Consider the following 14,317-nt stretch of genomic DNA (forward strand, 5'->3'; position numbering starts at 1 on the left):
GAAACTTCCTCGCAGCCGTTCTGCTCGCCGCCACCCGTCTATGGGCTAGGTTTGAGTCCACTACCTAGTCCGGGATGATCAACAGCCGCGTGTTCGCCTCGGCGATCGCCTCGTCCTGGCGAAGCGCCTCAGATCATACCTTGCCGCATGAGCTGGTGCTCTGATGCAAGCTGGCGACGTCTGCACGGCCCTGGCTTTCGGTGACCTGAATCAATGTGATGGCACCGGGCGTGATGATTCCCATCTGCGGTTGGGCGGAGAGGTAGGTGGTGCTGCCGGCGCGCAGATCGACGCTCACCTTTTCGCTTCCCTGCCCGAACAGATTGCTGCTCAGTGGAAGATTGTTGACCGCAACCTCGTGGCGGCCCGGAGGCAGGTCGCAGGCCAGGAAACCCGCAGCCTGACTGCCTCCAACGGAGCGTCCGTCGACCGAATAGTTTGGCTGGATTGCGAAACCCAGGGCGGATGAGCGATAGACCACCAGCCGCGCGGTATTTGCCTTGACGTTATCTGTCAGAGCCGTGCTGCCCATCGGCCCTGACGCACACCCCGCAAGCAAGAAAGCCGCAACGACGATCCCCGGACGCAAGCCCATTCCAACCCCCTGATTCATTCCAACAGTCCCCGAGGGATCTTTGGCGAGGGTGGTGCGCGAAGTCAATCGCGACTTCTGGTCGTGCCGCTCCAGCTCATGTCACCGCCATCCCAATGCCGGCGCGACGTGCTTCAGGATCGCCTCGATCGCATGCGCGCAGTAGTCGACGCCGAGCTGGTTCGGAATGGTCAACAGCAGCGTATCCGCCTCGGCAATCGCCTCGTCCTGCTTGAGCTGCTCGATCAGCACGTCGGGTTCGGCGGCATAAGAGCGGCCGAAGATGGCCCGGGTCTGCGGGTCGATGAAGCCGATCTGGTCCGAGCCGCCGCGCTCTCCGCCGAAATAGGCGCGGTCGCGATCGTTCATCAGCGCGAAGATGCTGCGGCTGACGGACACGCGGGGTTCGCGGCTGTGACCGGCCTCCTTCCACGCCGCCCGATAGGCCCGGATCTGCGCGGCCTGCTGCACGTGAAAAGCTTCGCCGGTCTCGTCGTTCTTCAGCGTCGAGCTCTGCAGGTTCATGCCGAGCTTTGCCGCCCACTCGGCAGTGGCATTCGAGCCCGCGCCCCACCAGATCCGCTCGCGCAGGCCTTGCGCATGCGGCTCGATGCGCAAGAGGCCCGGCGGATTTGGAAACATCGGCTGCGGGTTGGGCTCGGCAAAACCTTCGCCGCGCAAGAGGTCGAGGAAGACCTCGGCGTGACGTCGGCCCATGTCGGCATCGCTTGCGCCCTCCGCGGGGCGATAGCCGAAATAGCGCCAGCCATCGATCACCTGCTCCGGCGAGCCGCGGCTGATGCCGAGCTGCAGCCGGCCGCCGGCGATGAGGTCGGCGGATCCTGCGTCCTCCACCATGTAGAGCGGGTTCTCGTAACGCATGTCGATCACGGCCGTGCCGATCTCGATCGTGCTTGTTTTCGCGCCGACGGCGGCGAGCAGCGGAAATGGCGAAGCCAGCTGCCGCGCGAAATGGTGCACGCGGAAATAGGCGCCGTCCGCCCCGAGTTGCTCGGCCGCGACCGCCAGCTCGATCGATTGCAGCAGCGTGTCCGAAGCCGAGCGGGTCTGCGATTGCGACGAGGGCGTCCAGTGTCCGAAGGACAGGAATCCGATTTTTTTCATGGGCGTCATTTAATGACGGCAGAGGCGGCGTCAACCGCCTGAGTCGGGGGGCGAGCCATGCGGGGAAGCAGGAGAAAAATGGTCGGCGCGCGCGACCAGCAAATCCAGGAAGCTGCGCGCCCGCAGCGACATCCACTGCGTCTCCGGGTAGACCGCATGCAGCGGCAATGCGGCGATGCTGTAATCCGGCAGCACATGTTCGAGCTCGCCGCTGCGGAGGCCGTCCGCGGCATTCCATTCCGGCAGGATGGCGATGCCGAGATGATGCATCGTGGCCTCCTGCATCGCATCGGCATCGTCGACGTGAATGGGCCCGTTGATCGAGGCAACGTGCCTTCCATGCTCGGATTCGAAGGCCCATTGCTGTGCCGGCGACATCCGGGAATAGACGATGCATTGATGCGCGCCGAGATCGTCCGGCGTGCGCGGCAGCGGCCGGCCGTGCAGATAGGTCGGTGTCGCCACGAGATAGCGCTGTACGGTGCCGAGCCGGCGGGCGACCAGCGTGCTCGCCTCCAGATGTCCGATCCGCAGCGCCAGCTCGATGCCTTCCTCGACCAGGTTGACGAAGCGCTCGCTGAAGCGGATGTCGACGCGCACTTCCGGATAGTGCCGCACATAGTCGGCGATGACAGGCATCATGTAGCGCCGTCCGAACGACGACGGCACGCCGATCCGAAGCGTACCGCTCGGACGGGGCGCGGCCTGCTCGATGCTCGAGCGCGCCATGTCGAAACTGTCGAGGATCTGCCGCGCGAGATCGTAGATGCGATGCGCTTCCGCGGTCGGCTTCAGCGTGCGCGTCGTGCGCGAGAACAGCTGCGTGCCGAACTCGCTCTCCAGCATCGCGATGCGCTTGCTGATCGCGGGCTGGCCGAGGCCGAGCTCCTTGGCCGCCGCCGAGAAGCTGCCGCCCTCGAGGGTGCGAACGAACGCGCGCAAACAATCGATCCGGTCCATAATTCATTCCTGATCGGAATAAATTATATCCCATTTATTCCGTAGTGGACAAGGCGGCAGATCGTTACGCTCCCTCAAAACGAGCAATCAGGGGAGGAGACCACGTGGCACGCAACGTCGGAATCGTCGGCGCCGGGATCGCCGGCCTGCATCTCGCGCTTTACCTGCAGAAGCATGGTGTGGACGCCACTGTCATCACCGACCGGCCGCCCGAGGATTATCGCGATATCCGGCTGCTCAACACGGTGGCGCATCACCACGTGACGCTCGCGCGCGAGGACTATCTCGGCGTCAATCACTGGACCGACCCGAAGGACCATTATTACTACCACGACCACGTCTTCAATTTTCCGCAGCCGCTGAGCTTTCGCGGCGATTTCTCGAAACCGAGCCGCGCCGTCGACTACCGGATCTATCTGCCGGCATTGATGCAGGACTTCACCAACCGCGGCGGCAAGATCGAGTATCGCCGCATCGAGGAGCGCGACATCCGTCCGCTGGTCGCGCGGTTCGATCTCCTGGTGGTCTCGACCGGCAAGGGGCCGCTCGGCCAGCTCTTCACCTACCGTCCCGAGCACACGCCCTATTCGCAGCCGCAACGGCGGCTCTGCGTCGGGCTTTACACCGGCGTGCGGCAGCCCGATCCCATGAACGTCACGCTGTCGGTGTCGCCGGGACATGGCGAGATGATCGTGATCCCGACCATCACCTTCGGCGGCATCGCCAACGCGCTGCTGATGGAGAACGTGCCCGGCGGCGACATGGAGGAGCTGGCGACGCTCAGCTACGACGACAACCCGAAGCACTTCCTCAAGGTGCTGCTGGGCAAGCTGGAGAAACATCATCCGACCACCTACGACCGCATCGACACCGCGCGCTTCGACCTCGCGCAGCCGCAGGACCTGCTGCAAGGCGGCGTGGTCCCGACCGTGCGCAACACGGTGGTGGCGTTCGACGACGGCAAATGCGCCATCGCGCTCGGCGACGTCCACGCCATCGTCGATCCCATGATGGGGCAGGGCGCCAATGTCGCCTCCTATGCCGCCTTCGTGCTCGGCGAGGAGATCGTCAATGCCGACGCGCTCGATGCGCGCCTGTGCGAAAAGATCGACCTGAAGCGGCAGGACCGCGTGCTCGCGGCCTCGCGCTGGACCAATGTCATGCTGCAGCCGCCGAGCGAAGCGCTGGGCATGCTGATCGGCGCGATGAGCCAGAACCAGGCGCTCGCGAACGAGTTCACCGAGAACTTCAATTACCCTGATCGCCAATGGGATCGCATCTCGACGCCGCAGCGCATCCAGGCCTGGATCGAACGCATGTCGGCGCCGGCAGAGCCGGTCAGGGCGATCGCGTGAGGTGTGATGCGGGCCGTGAGTGAGATGCCGCGCGCCAATCCGGCCGCGTTCCGCGAAGCCGCCTCGCGCTTTGCGACCGGCGTCGCTGTGTTGACCGCGCTGGACGAGCACGGCCGCGTCTGCGGCATGACCGCCAACAGTTTCGTCACCGTCAGCCTGTCGCCGCCGACCGTGCTGGTCTCCGTCATGCCCGGACGCATGCACCGCGCGATCACAGCGACGGGGCGCTACTGCGTCAACGTCCTGCCGGAGCACGGCCGCGACCTGTCACGGCACTTTGCGAGCCAGCCCAACAGCGGCGCGATGCCGGACTACGACATCGTCGACGGCCTGCCGCGCCTTCAGGGCTGCATCGCCTGGTTCGCCTGCGAGGTGACGCGCCATGTCGATGTCAGCGACCACACCCTGATCATCGCCGAAGTCTCAGGCTGCGACTACCGCGACACCACGCCGCTGGTGTTCTTCTCCAGCCGGTATCATCGCGGAGCGGGGGCGCCGGTGGATCGGTGAGGGTGCGCCGTTTCGCGGTCGTTCAGGCGTAGGCCACCCAGCCGCGGAAGGCGAAGCCGGGTGTAGAACAGCGTCGGGTTCGAGAAACCGGCCTCGCGCAGGATCGTCTCGTCCTGCGCCGGCGCCAGACTAGGGAAGAAGGCGGTGAAGTCGACCTTGGCCGGAGTGCCCGTCATCCTTCGGGCACGCCAGCCAAGCGAAAGCCCTCACAAGCGCGTTCGCGCCCAGCAAGGTATGTGGGGTTGTCGCTTTGTTTAGCGGCGACGAATCGACGGATGGTGAACCCCGGGTGGAGCGCCAGTCCCGTACTTGCGGCAGTCCGCGCCTCTTCCAGCGCGCCAGTCAGGCCCAACGCTGCGGCCAGCGTCAAATGAGCCAGAGGAAAGTTGCGGTTCGCCTCGGTGCTTCGTCGTAACCAACCGACGGCCTCCATGTCCGAACCAAGGAGCAGCTTGGCAACGCCCACGATACAGGCCCACTGGTAGGTTTCAACGTCGCGAGGGGACAGACGCAAAGCCTCGCGTATATGACCTTCAGTCTCGGCAGCGCGCCCCATATAGAATTTGGCGCAGCCGAGGGCAGCATGGGCGTTGGCAGCATTCGGATTCAGTACCAACGCATGCTCTAGGTCACGGACGGCTTGCGCGGCCCGATTCGTAAAGATCTGGACCCAACCTCGAGCCAAGTGGGCCATCGCACGGTTAGACGTGATGGACAATGCCTTGTTCGCCATCGCCTCGGCCGCTGCCAGCCGCGCAGGCCCATCATCCGTCGTAAAACTGTTTGCAATTATCGTATCAACATTTGCCAGGCCAATCATTGAGTCGATGTTGCCGGGGTCAAACTCCAGGGCGCGTTCGAAGAAGCTGCGCGCTTGCGTCACGCATTCAAGGCTAAATCCCTTCAGCAGCCAGGCCCGGCCCTGGAAGTACAAGTCCATCGCATCAGGGTGCGGCGTGCGCTGGGCTCGTCGCGCCTCAGCTTCGACGAGCTGCGTACCCAAGGTATTGGCGAGCCTCGATACGAGTTCGTCCTGCATGTCGAACAGGCCCGCGACAGGCCTCTCAAAGCGCTCCGCCCAAAGATGCTGGCCGCTCGCGGCATCGACCAACTGCGCGTTAATCCGGAGTCGCTTCCCGCTGCGTTGCACCGAGCCTTCGAGCACTTAGCGAATGTTTAATTCCCGCCCGACCTGCCGTACATCGATCGCTCTACCCTTGTATGAGTACGCGCTATTCCGTGCGATGACGAACGACCCACTGATGCGCGACAGGTCCGTCGTCAAGCTCTCGGTAACACCATCCACAAAATAGTCCTGCTCAGGATCGCCGCCCAGGTTCGCGAAGGGTAGCACGACGATGGATAAGCGTGGCGGCGTGTCGACGGTTCGCTCGACCGGGCCAACGACCTCGTGTGGTGACGCACGGACTTCCCGCACGGCACCAACAAAGCGGAAGCCCTTGCGAGGCAGTGTCTTGATCAGTCGCTGTTTTTCCCCTGTGTCGCCGATTGCGTTGCGTGCCGCATTCAGACGGGTAGTAAGCGCAGCATCCGAGACGATGCGTCCGCTCCAAACGGTATCAATCAGTTCGTCTTTATTGACGACGCGCTCCCTGTGGCGGATCAGGTAGTCGAGCAGGTCAAATGCCTGCGGCGCGATGGTGACCACGTCAGCTTCGCGACGCAGTTCGCGCCGGTCCGTGTCAAATGTGTACTCATCGAAGAGATAGCGCAAACTGCCATTCCTTCTCGGGGGTCGCCTTGGTAGCCCCGATGGCACGAAGAATAAGCCTTCAGTAAGAAAAATGTAAGCCAGCAGTTAAGCCCGCCGGCGCATCTTGCGGCAACTTCGTCTGGTGAACAGTCCGGACAGGACGCGCCGCAACGAGCACGATTTATGGGACCGCCCGGCCGGAACTCGCAACGGAAAGGCGGCAGGCCGTCTACCGCGCTCTCGAAGCATCTTGGAGTTCAGTTCAGGACCGGCGCACACGCGGGAGGTTGCGAACCCCATTGTGCCACCTGCGAAGTCGGACACGTCCTTGGTTCTACTTGATCGCAATCGCGTGAAATCGATCGCGTAACTGCGATCGCTCGCCACAAGAATTCAGAGGTGTCAAATGCAAAGATTTCTTATCGGCAGCGCCCTGGTAGCATGCATGCTTTCTGCAGCCGGCTTCACTCCGCCTCGCAAGCCCCATGCCGAAATTGTGTCGGTCAACAGCGAGAAATGCCTGGACGTGAACGAAGCATCGCAGGAGAACAAAGCCCGCATCATCCAATTCGGATGCCACGGCGGCCTCAATCAACAATGGGGTTTCCAAGAGGTGCGCCCCGGCCTTTGGCGTATTGTCGCGGCTCACAGCGGTCTATGCCTGGACGTGAACCAAGCATCGCAGGACAACAGGGCACACCTCATTCAGTTCGAATGTCGCGATACGCCGAACCAGCTGTTCTTTGTCGACGACGTTGATGTCGGTCGAGTGAGGATCAAACCGTCACACACGCAGAAATGTCTCGATATCGAAGGTGGATCGGTCGCCGACAAGGCGCAACTCATTCAATTCGACTGTCGAGAACAGACGAACCAGAAGTTCGTCGTGAGGTAGCTGTTCGCGAGTGCAGCGATCCTCTTCGCGCTGGCAAAAGGCTTGAGAAGGCACGAAAGTGCGTTGCTTGACTAACCTTCTACAATACGGTCCATCGTGGACGCGTGAGGTATCGAAGCGGTCGACACGATAATGCTAGACCACCTGACACCTCACGCATACGCCACCCAACCGCGGAAGGCGAAGCCGGTGTAGAACAGCGTCGGCTCGGAGAAGCCGGCCTCGCGCAGGATCGTCTCGTCCTGGGCGGGCGCCAGAATCTGCAGATGGTTGCTGACGGCATCCCGCGCGGCCGCCGCTTGCTCGGGTTCGACGCCGGAGGCGGCCAGGAACGCGGAGTACCGCGCCAGCCACAGCGGACGTTCCTTCGCTCCATCGGGCGCGCTGAGATGCGCGACCACGAACGGTGCGCGCGGTTTGAGCCGGCGGCGGACCTCCGAGGCGATCCGGCGCCGCTCGGCGACATCGACGAAGTGCAGGGTCAGGAGGCAGGTGGCGCCGTCGAACGGTCCCTGCGGGGCGTCATCGACATAGCCTTGATGAAAGCGCGCGCGTGGTGCGAGCTCTCCCAGGGTCTGCCCGGCCAGCGCCAGCATCTCTGCGGACGGATCGACGCCGTCGAAGCGCCAGCCGGGATGTGCCTGCGCAAAAGCCCTGAGCTCCAGGCCGCCGCCGGCGCCGAGGACAAGCACCTGCCCATCACCGGGAACGCTTTCGGCCAGCAGAATCGCCGCCATGGATTGCATGGCCTCATAGCCCGGCACGAAGCGCCGCGGCCCCTCGGTGTATCGCGCCACGAATTGTGGATCCGAGAATGCGGCCTGAATGTCGGTCATGACGTTGTCCCTGGGAATGCAGCCGTTCACGCGCCATGCGCGCCGATGTCGTGGATCTTTCGAGACCCGAGCCGCTTGCGCAGATCGTCGCTCAGCATCGCCAGCGTCACCTCGCCGAGGCGCGACAGCAGCAAGGCCTCGGCGTCGGCAAAGGCCTGACCGAGCGCGGCATTGACGGCCTGCTCGACGAGACAGCCCGGCGCCTCGGTCCGGTTGCCCATCGCCAATAGCGACGGGCTGCCGAGCGCGGCATAGACGTCGCGCAGCGTCACCTTCGACAGGTCGCAGGAAAGCTTCCAGCCGCCGCCATGCCCCTTCTCGGAGTGGACGTAACCGAGCTCGCGCAGCCCCGCCATGATGCGCCGGATCACCACGGGGTTGGTGTCCATGGCTTTCGCCAGAGTCTCGGATGTGAACGGCCCGGGCTGCTGCGCCATGTGTAGAAGGACGTGCAGCACGCCGGACAATCGGCTGTCTCGTTTCATGTAACTTTATATGTTACATAATGGCGCCGGCGTCAATCGTCCTTTGCGTGACGCTGAACCCAGCGCACCGCAGGGGCGACCTATGCCTTGCAACAGAAAGCTCTCCCAGATGCCTTGGATAAAGCGATACATCCTTAGTTGTCTGATCGCGGTATTCGTTCTTGGTGCCCAGGATGGCTACCAGAATCCCGGCGAGCGTCACTTCGGCTCGACCCTCATCATGGGTGCGGCTTGGCCCGTAACCCTTCCCGTCGTGCTTGGCTACGCGGCAGGCGAGACGGCGCGGCAGAGCAAGCAAGGTTGAAGTCCCGCGGCACGATGCAATCTACCTGCGCGAATTGATGCCATCACACGGCTGTTCTGCCCGACGGAGCAACGTTTCCTTTGCTCGATCAACCGGCCGTCAGCCCACGCTCTAAGCCATTGATCCTGCTAGCCCCGTCTACTGTGCATGGGGTTGTTTTCGACATTTTTGCATTGGGCCCATAGCGGCGAGGCCGAGCCGGCTCCCGCCCGCTACTTCATCACCCGCAGGCCCTTCGTCGTGAACCGCTGCGTCTTGTCGCCGGGGCGAACGGGGCGCCGCGTGCCGGCGGCCTTGCCGGTGCCGGGCGGCTGGTGCGCAGGGACCAACTGGTGCGGCTGCGAGCCGATCAAATCGCGGCGGCCCATCTCGATCAGCGCCTCGCGCAGCACCGGCCAATTGTCGGGATCGTGGTAGCGCAGGAACGCCTTGTGCAGGCGGCGCTGGCGCAGGCCCTTGATTGCCTCGACCTTGTCGCTGCCGCCATGGCGCACGCCGCGCAAGGGATTGACGCCGGTGTGGTACATCGCGGTCGCCGTCGCCATCGGCGAAGGCAGGAAGGTCTGCACCTGGTCGGCGCGATAGCGGTTCTTCTTCAGCCACAGCGCGAGGTTCATCATGTCCTCGTCGGTCGTGCCCGGATGCGCCGCGATGAAATAGGGGATCAGGTAATATTTCTTGCCGGCGCGCTCGGCGGCTTCGTCGAACATGCGCTTGAACTTGTTGTAGGCGCCGATGCCCGGCTTCATCATCTTGTCGAGCGGGCCGCGCTCGGTATGCTCGGGCGCGATCTTGAGATAACCGCCGACGTGATGGGTGACGAGCTCCTTGATGTATTCGGGGCTCTCGACCGCGAGGTCGTAGCGCACGCCGGAGGCGACCATCACCTTCTTGATGCCCTTGGTCTCGCGCACCTTGCGATAGAGGCGAATGAGATCGTCATGCGAGGTGTTGAGGTTCGGGCAGATCTCCGGGAAGACGCAGGACGGACGGCGGCACGCGGCCTCGACCTTCGGGTCCTTGCACGCCATCCGGTACATGTTGGCGGTGGGGCCGCCGATGTCGGAGATCACGCCGGTGAAGCCCGGGGTCTTGTCGCGGATCTTCTCGATCTCGCGCAGGATCGAGCCCTCCGAGCGGTTCTGGATGATGCGGCCCTCGTGCTCGGTGATCGAGCAGAAGGTGCAGCCGCCGAAGCAGCCGCGCATGATCGTCACCGAGAACTTGATCATGTCCCAGGCCGGGATCTTGGCATCGCCGTAGGACGGATGCGGTGCGCGCGCGTAGGGCAGGTCGTAGACCGCGTCCATCTCCTCGGAGGTCAGCGGGATCGGCGGCGGGTTGAGCCAGAGGTCGCGATCACCATGCCGCTGCACCAGCGGCCGCGCATTGCCGGGATTGCTCTCACGGTGCAGCACGCGCGAGGCGCGGGCATAGGCTTCCTTGTCCTGCTCGACCTGCTCCAGCGCCGGCAAGCGGATCACGGTTAAGCCCTTCTGGCGCGTGGCACCCTCGTCGGCGGAATCGAGATCGTCGGCGTGCAGCTCGGTGTAGTCCTCGGGCACCTTGCGGAACAGCGCGACGCCCCTGATGTCGTCGAGCTCGCGCGCGGTTTCGCCAGCCGCAATGCGGTTCGCCACTTCGACGACGGCGCGCTCGGCGTTGCCGTACAGCAGGAGGTCGGCCTTGGCGTCGGCGAGCACCGAGCGGCGCACCTTGTCCGACCAGTAATCGTAATGCGCGATCCGGCGCAGCGAGGCCTCGATGCCGCCGAGAATGATCGGCACGTCCTTGAACGCCTCGCGGCAGCGCTGCGCATAGACGACGGTGCAGCGGTCAGGCCGCTTGCCGCCTTCGCCGCCCGCGGTATAGGCGTCGTCGCTGCGGATGCGGCGGTCCGCGGTGTAGCGGTTCACCATGGAATCCATGTTGCCGCCGGTGACGCCGAAGAACACCTTTGGCTTGCCGAGCGCCTTGAACGGCTCGGCCGAGTGCCAGTCGGGCTGGGAGATGATGCCGACCCGGAAGCCCTGCGCCTCCAGCAGCCGGCCGATGATCGCCATGCCGAAGCTCGGATGGTCGACATAGGCATCCCCGGTCACCAGCACGATGTCGCAGGCGTCCCAGCCGAGCGCGTCCATCTCGACGCGGCTCATCGGGAGGAACGGCGCCGGCTTGCGCGGGCGCGCGTGAGCCATCAGGGGCTTTGCGGCGGCGATGATCTGGGTGTCCATGCGGACAGGCATAAGACTCCGGGCTTCCGAATACAACCGACGGAGGCGTGAAGATTTGCGGTTCCGCCGGCCGAAATCGGGGCGCGCGCGTGCGTTAACCCTTCGCCAGGGCCTGCCGGACCTCGGCCGTCGTCGCCGGCTCGCCGCCATGCGCGCGCACCATCCGGACGGCGTCCTCGACGAGGTCAATGTTGGTGGCCGTCGAGCCCAGCAACGCATCCTCGAGCCCGACGCGCAGATGGCCGCCGCGGGCGATCGTGTCGGGAATCAGCGGCGTGATGTCGACGCCGAGGCCGGAAACCATCCAGGGCGCACCGGACGCTTCCTCCTCCATCAGCGCGACCAGCGCCGCGAGGCCATAAGGTCTTGGCGGAAAGCAGAACGCGAATTGCTGCGAGAACATGAAGCGGTAGACCGGCGTCTTCACGCCGCTGGCGCGCGCCAGCGCCGCGCCGGCGCGGATGAAGCCCGGCTCGTAGATGGCGAACGCGGGATGGATGCCGTAGCGCCTGGCAACGTCGAGCCCCCTGCGAATATGCGTCTCCGGATTGAGATAGGTCTCCGCGGGCTTGCTCTCTGCATGGGTCGCGGTCAGCGTGAAATTGACGCTGCCGGGATCGACCACTGCGAATTCGAGCAGGCCACGCTCGGCCAATGCCCCGATATGGGCGAAGCGCGCCTTGGGATCGGCCACATTGCCGCGCGCATCGAGGCCGGGGATCGAGGGGTAGACGGGCACGTCGATCCTGGCGCGGATGCCCTCGATGATGCGCGCATAGACCTGCCAGTCGAACGTCTGCGGACCGCCGCCGTCATAGGCATGGGTGTGAACGATGGCCGCGCCGGCTTCCGCGCAGGCGATGCCCTCGGCGATGATCGCATCGATGGTGTCGGGAATGCCGGACTGACGCGCGCGGCTCCAGGGCCCGTTCAACGCCGCCTCGATCCAGACCTTGTGCATGGCGTGCCTCCCGATCCGCCCACACCGGACGGAGCTCGTTTTGCGCGACCGTATCACGGGACGCCGCATGAGGTCAGCGTCATCGGGTGTGTGACGCCGTCCACATACCGCCCGTTCGCCATTCGTCATGCTCTCTCCAGTCTTGAAGGAGAGCCCCATGTTTCTGATCGATGCGCTGCTGATCCTGGCGATGTTGTTCTTCCTGTTCCTGCCGATCACCGATCGCCGCACGGTGCGGATGAGGATCTGCATGCTCTGCGCGCTGCTGGCGGTGTTCTCGGTTTCGATCACCCGCACGCCCATCGTGCCGGTGCTGCTGGCGAGCGTCTCCGCGCCTCCCGGAATGGCGCGCGTGCCGCATATGCATCTCGGTGAGCCCTCGTCGGGGTTCTCACCGCGGCCGACATCGGATATCCGATTGATCCATGGGCAAGGACATCTCGGGCAGGGAAACCTCTGACGGCGGGCATTTATCAGCGGCTGGCGCGGCGCCGTCCACGGACGCCTGGCTCGGCGCGGTTGCGCTGATCGGCTTCATCCTGGTGGCGACCGCGCAAGCTTCCAACCAGGTTCTGGCGCGCGGACTTGCCGGCTCCGTCCCGCCTTTCTCGCTGGCCTTCTTCCGCTGGGGCATCGTCGCAATCGGGCTCGCGCCGATCGCACTGAGGGAGATCCGCGATGGCCGCGTGCCGCTCGGCCGGAACATCTGGCCGATCCTCGCCGCCGGATTCATGGGCATGTTCCTGTGCGGCGGTCCGGTCTATGCCGCGGGCGTGTCGACGACGGCGATCCACATCGCGCTGATCATGGCGCTGTCGCCGATCACGGTGCTGCTGATTTCGGCCCTGCGCGGCATCGAGCATGTCGGCCCGCTGCAATGGCTCGGCACGGCGCTCGCGCTCGCCGGCGCGCTGCTGATCATCTCCGGCGGCCACCCGCGGACGCTGATCGAACTTGAGACCGTGGCCGGCGACGGCCTCGTCGTGATCGCGATGCTCGGCTGGTCCGGCTATACGCTGCTGCAATCGCGCGCCGCGCCACGGGCTTCGCTGCTGGCGCGCATCAGCCTGTTCTCGGGTGCCGGCGCGCTGTTTTCGCTGCCGCTTGCGGCGAGGGAAATGTGGGCGATGCCGGAGCAGGTGTTCAGCACCAAGGCGCTGTCGGCCTATGTCTTCGCCGGCATCGTTCCCGGCCTGCTCGCCTATGCCGGCTTTGCCTGGCTCGGCGGCAGGTTCGGCTCGGTCCGGACCTCGCTCGTGCTCTATCTCGGGCCGATCGCGAGCGCGCTACTGTCTTTCGCCATCCTCGGCGAGCCGCCGAAGCTGATCCATCTTTTCGGCGGTCTGCTGATCCTAGGCGGCGTCTGGGCCAGCCTGCGCCGCTAGTTCCATCCGCATGCGCACCCGCAGGAACCATCCGTCCTCGCGAACATTCTGATGGGGGAGTTGCGGCGAGCCCGGCTCGCGATGTTCGCCATCTGCCGATGGGGGAGCTGTGAGTACAGTCATAGAGAACCTGCTGTTACGAAAGCAGAAGCTCGTGGAGCAGCTCGAAAAGGCGCCATCGGTCGAGGACCGCGACAGAATCGAGCACCAGCTCGAACAGATCAACACGGCGCTGGATTTCCTGGACAGGCCGGGACCGAGGGGCGCGAAATAGCCGCGGTCAATCCGCTTTCGCCGTCTCTACCTTCAAAGCCTTGGCATAGACCACGCCCGAATTGGTGATATGCGTCGTCATCAACGCTTCGAACGCATCGAACTCGCCGCGCGCGAACAGATCGAGCAGCCTGCGGTGCTCGTCGAATGACGTGCGGGTGCGGACGTCGATCGGCGACGTCAGATTGGTGCGGAGCGCGGCGACGCGGCCGGAGACCAGCTGGTAGGATTCGGCGAGGTAGCGGTTGCCGCAATGGACGAACAGCGCCTCGTGAAACGCCGCGTCGGCGCGGCCATAGGCGATGTTGTCCTTGGCCGCCACTGCCGGCTCCATCGCGGCGATCGCCTCGCTCATCGACGCGATCGCGCCATCGCGGTCGTGGCGATGAGCGAGCTCTGCGGCCTTGGGCTCGAGCGCGACGCGGAAGGTGCAGAGCGCGGTGATATCCTCCGCGCTCGGCGTAAAGACGAAACTGCCGACCTGCGGACGGATCACGACGAGGCCCTGCGCCTGCAACTGCCCCATCGCCTCGCGCACCGGCGTGCGGCTGACGCCGAATGAATTCGCCACCATCTCCTCGGAGATGGCGGCACCGAGCGCGAACTCGCCGTCGATGATCGCCTGCCGCAGCCGCAGCATCACGCGCTGCGACAGCGATTTCGGCGTATCGAGCTTGAGCGATCGCAT

14 protein-coding genes and 1 pseudogene are annotated in these 14,317 nt (G+C 64.6%); 6 read left to right on the plus strand and 9 right to left on the minus strand.

Translation table 11 applies throughout. The annotated features are described in order from the left end of the window. Nucleotides 1-133 precede the first annotated feature (133 nt). The 3 genes from CO669_RS21940 to CO669_RS21950 all read right to left on the minus strand — a co-directional run bounded on the left by CO669_RS21940 (nucleotide 134) and on the right by CO669_RS21950 (nucleotide 2,677). Nucleotides 134-613 (minus strand): DUF2846 domain-containing protein, encoded by a 480-nt coding sequence (locus CO669_RS21940; RefSeq protein WP_245444431.1) that lies wholly within the window; start codon nucleotides 611-613, stop codon nucleotides 134-136. Between the two features lie 81 nt (nucleotides 614-694). After that, the gene (locus CO669_RS21945; RefSeq protein ID WP_097662197.1) at nucleotides 695-1,717 is read right to left on the minus strand and encodes an LLM class flavin-dependent oxidoreductase; all 1,023 of its coding nucleotides are present in this window, start codon (nucleotides 1,715-1,717) and stop codon (nucleotides 695-697) included. Between the two features lie 30 nt (nucleotides 1,718-1,747). Next, on the minus strand, nucleotides 1,748-2,677 hold the full coding sequence (locus CO669_RS21950) for a LysR family transcriptional regulator (RefSeq protein ID WP_097662028.1): 930 nt from the start codon (nucleotides 2,675-2,677) through the stop codon (nucleotides 1,748-1,750). 104 nt (nucleotides 2,678-2,781) lie between these two features. On the opposite strand from CO669_RS21950, the gene styA reads away from it, so the two are divergent. Together styA and styB are read left to right on the plus strand one after the other, a co-directional pair. Further along, the gene (styA, locus tag CO669_RS21955) at nucleotides 2,782-4,032 is read left to right on the plus strand and encodes a styrene monooxygenase subunit StyA (RefSeq protein ID WP_097662029.1); all 1,251 of its coding nucleotides are present in this window, start codon (nucleotides 2,782-2,784) and stop codon (nucleotides 4,030-4,032) included. A gap of 24 nt (nucleotides 4,033-4,056) precedes the next feature. Further along, on the plus strand, nucleotides 4,057-4,542 hold the full coding sequence (gene styB / locus CO669_RS21960; RefSeq protein ID WP_097662030.1) for a styrene monooxygenase NADH-dependent flavin reductase subunit StyB: 486 nt from the start codon (nucleotides 4,057-4,059) through the stop codon (nucleotides 4,540-4,542). A gap of 172 nt (nucleotides 4,543-4,714) precedes the next feature. Here the strand turns inward: styB and CO669_RS21970 are convergent. Further along, a pseudogene (locus tag CO669_RS21970) lies at nucleotides 4,715-6,277 on the minus strand (winged helix-turn-helix domain-containing tetratricopeptide repeat protein). 385 nt (nucleotides 6,278-6,662) lie between these two features. Here CO669_RS21970 and CO669_RS21975 point away from each other — a divergent pair. Continuing rightward, on the plus strand, nucleotides 6,663-7,151 hold the full coding sequence (locus CO669_RS21975) for an RICIN domain-containing protein (RefSeq protein ID WP_097662032.1): 489 nt from the start codon (nucleotides 6,663-6,665) through the stop codon (nucleotides 7,149-7,151). Between the two features lie 152 nt (nucleotides 7,152-7,303). Here the strand turns inward: CO669_RS21975 and CO669_RS21980 are convergent, their stop codons facing one another. The 4 genes from CO669_RS21980 to CO669_RS22000 form a co-directional block, all read right to left on the minus strand. Next, nucleotides 7,304-7,987, minus strand: coding sequence for a class I SAM-dependent methyltransferase (locus CO669_RS21980; RefSeq protein WP_245444433.1), 684 nt, complete (start codon nucleotides 7,985-7,987; stop codon nucleotides 7,304-7,306). 26 nt (nucleotides 7,988-8,013) lie between these two features. Then, nucleotides 8,014-8,472 carry an Rrf2 family transcriptional regulator gene (locus tag CO669_RS21985; RefSeq protein ID WP_097662034.1) on the minus strand — a complete coding sequence of 153 codons (459 nt, stop codon included), beginning with the start codon at nucleotides 8,470-8,472 and terminating at the stop codon, nucleotides 8,014-8,016. Nucleotides 8,473-8,988: 516 nt separating this feature from the next. Further along, the gene (locus CO669_RS21995) at nucleotides 8,989-11,010 is read right to left on the minus strand and encodes a YgiQ family radical SAM protein (protein ID WP_097662036.1); all 2,022 of its coding nucleotides are present in this window, start codon (nucleotides 11,008-11,010) and stop codon (nucleotides 8,989-8,991) included. 94 nt (nucleotides 11,011-11,104) lie between these two features. After that, nucleotides 11,105-11,971: a beta-keto acid cleavage family enzyme gene (locus tag CO669_RS22000; RefSeq protein ID WP_097662037.1), complete on the minus strand. Its 867-nt coding sequence runs from the start codon at nucleotides 11,969-11,971 to the stop codon at nucleotides 11,105-11,107. 157 nt (nucleotides 11,972-12,128) lie between these two features. Here CO669_RS22000 and CO669_RS22005 point away from each other — a divergent pair, with 157 nt between their 5' ends. The 3 genes from CO669_RS22005 to CO669_RS36095 all read left to right on the plus strand — a co-directional run bounded on the left by CO669_RS22005 (nucleotide 12,129) and on the right by CO669_RS36095 (nucleotide 13,630). Further along, nucleotides 12,129-12,431 (plus strand): hypothetical protein, encoded by a 303-nt coding sequence (locus CO669_RS22005; RefSeq protein ID WP_097662038.1) that lies wholly within the window; start codon nucleotides 12,129-12,131, stop codon nucleotides 12,429-12,431. Further along, complete coding sequence (locus CO669_RS22010) at nucleotides 12,397-13,356, plus strand: DMT family transporter (protein ID WP_097662039.1); 960 nt, start codon at nucleotides 12,397-12,399, stop codon at nucleotides 13,354-13,356. The genes CO669_RS22005 and CO669_RS22010 overlap by 35 nt, the downstream gene beginning before the upstream one ends. 109 nt (nucleotides 13,357-13,465) lie before the next feature. Further along, nucleotides 13,466-13,630, plus strand: a complete 165-nt coding sequence (locus CO669_RS36095; RefSeq protein ID WP_198964181.1) for a hypothetical protein — start codon at nucleotides 13,466-13,468, stop codon at nucleotides 13,628-13,630. 6 nt (nucleotides 13,631-13,636) lie between these two features. Here CO669_RS36095 and CO669_RS22015 read toward each other — a convergent pair whose 3' ends face one another. Further along, nucleotides 13,637-14,317: a GntR family transcriptional regulator gene (locus CO669_RS22015; protein WP_097662040.1), complete on the minus strand. Its 681-nt coding sequence runs from the start codon at nucleotides 14,315-14,317 to the stop codon at nucleotides 13,637-13,639.

It is taken from the genome of Bradyrhizobium sp. Y36 (assembly GCF_002531575.1).
Lineage (GTDB): Bacteria > Pseudomonadota > Alphaproteobacteria > Rhizobiales > Xanthobacteraceae > Bradyrhizobium.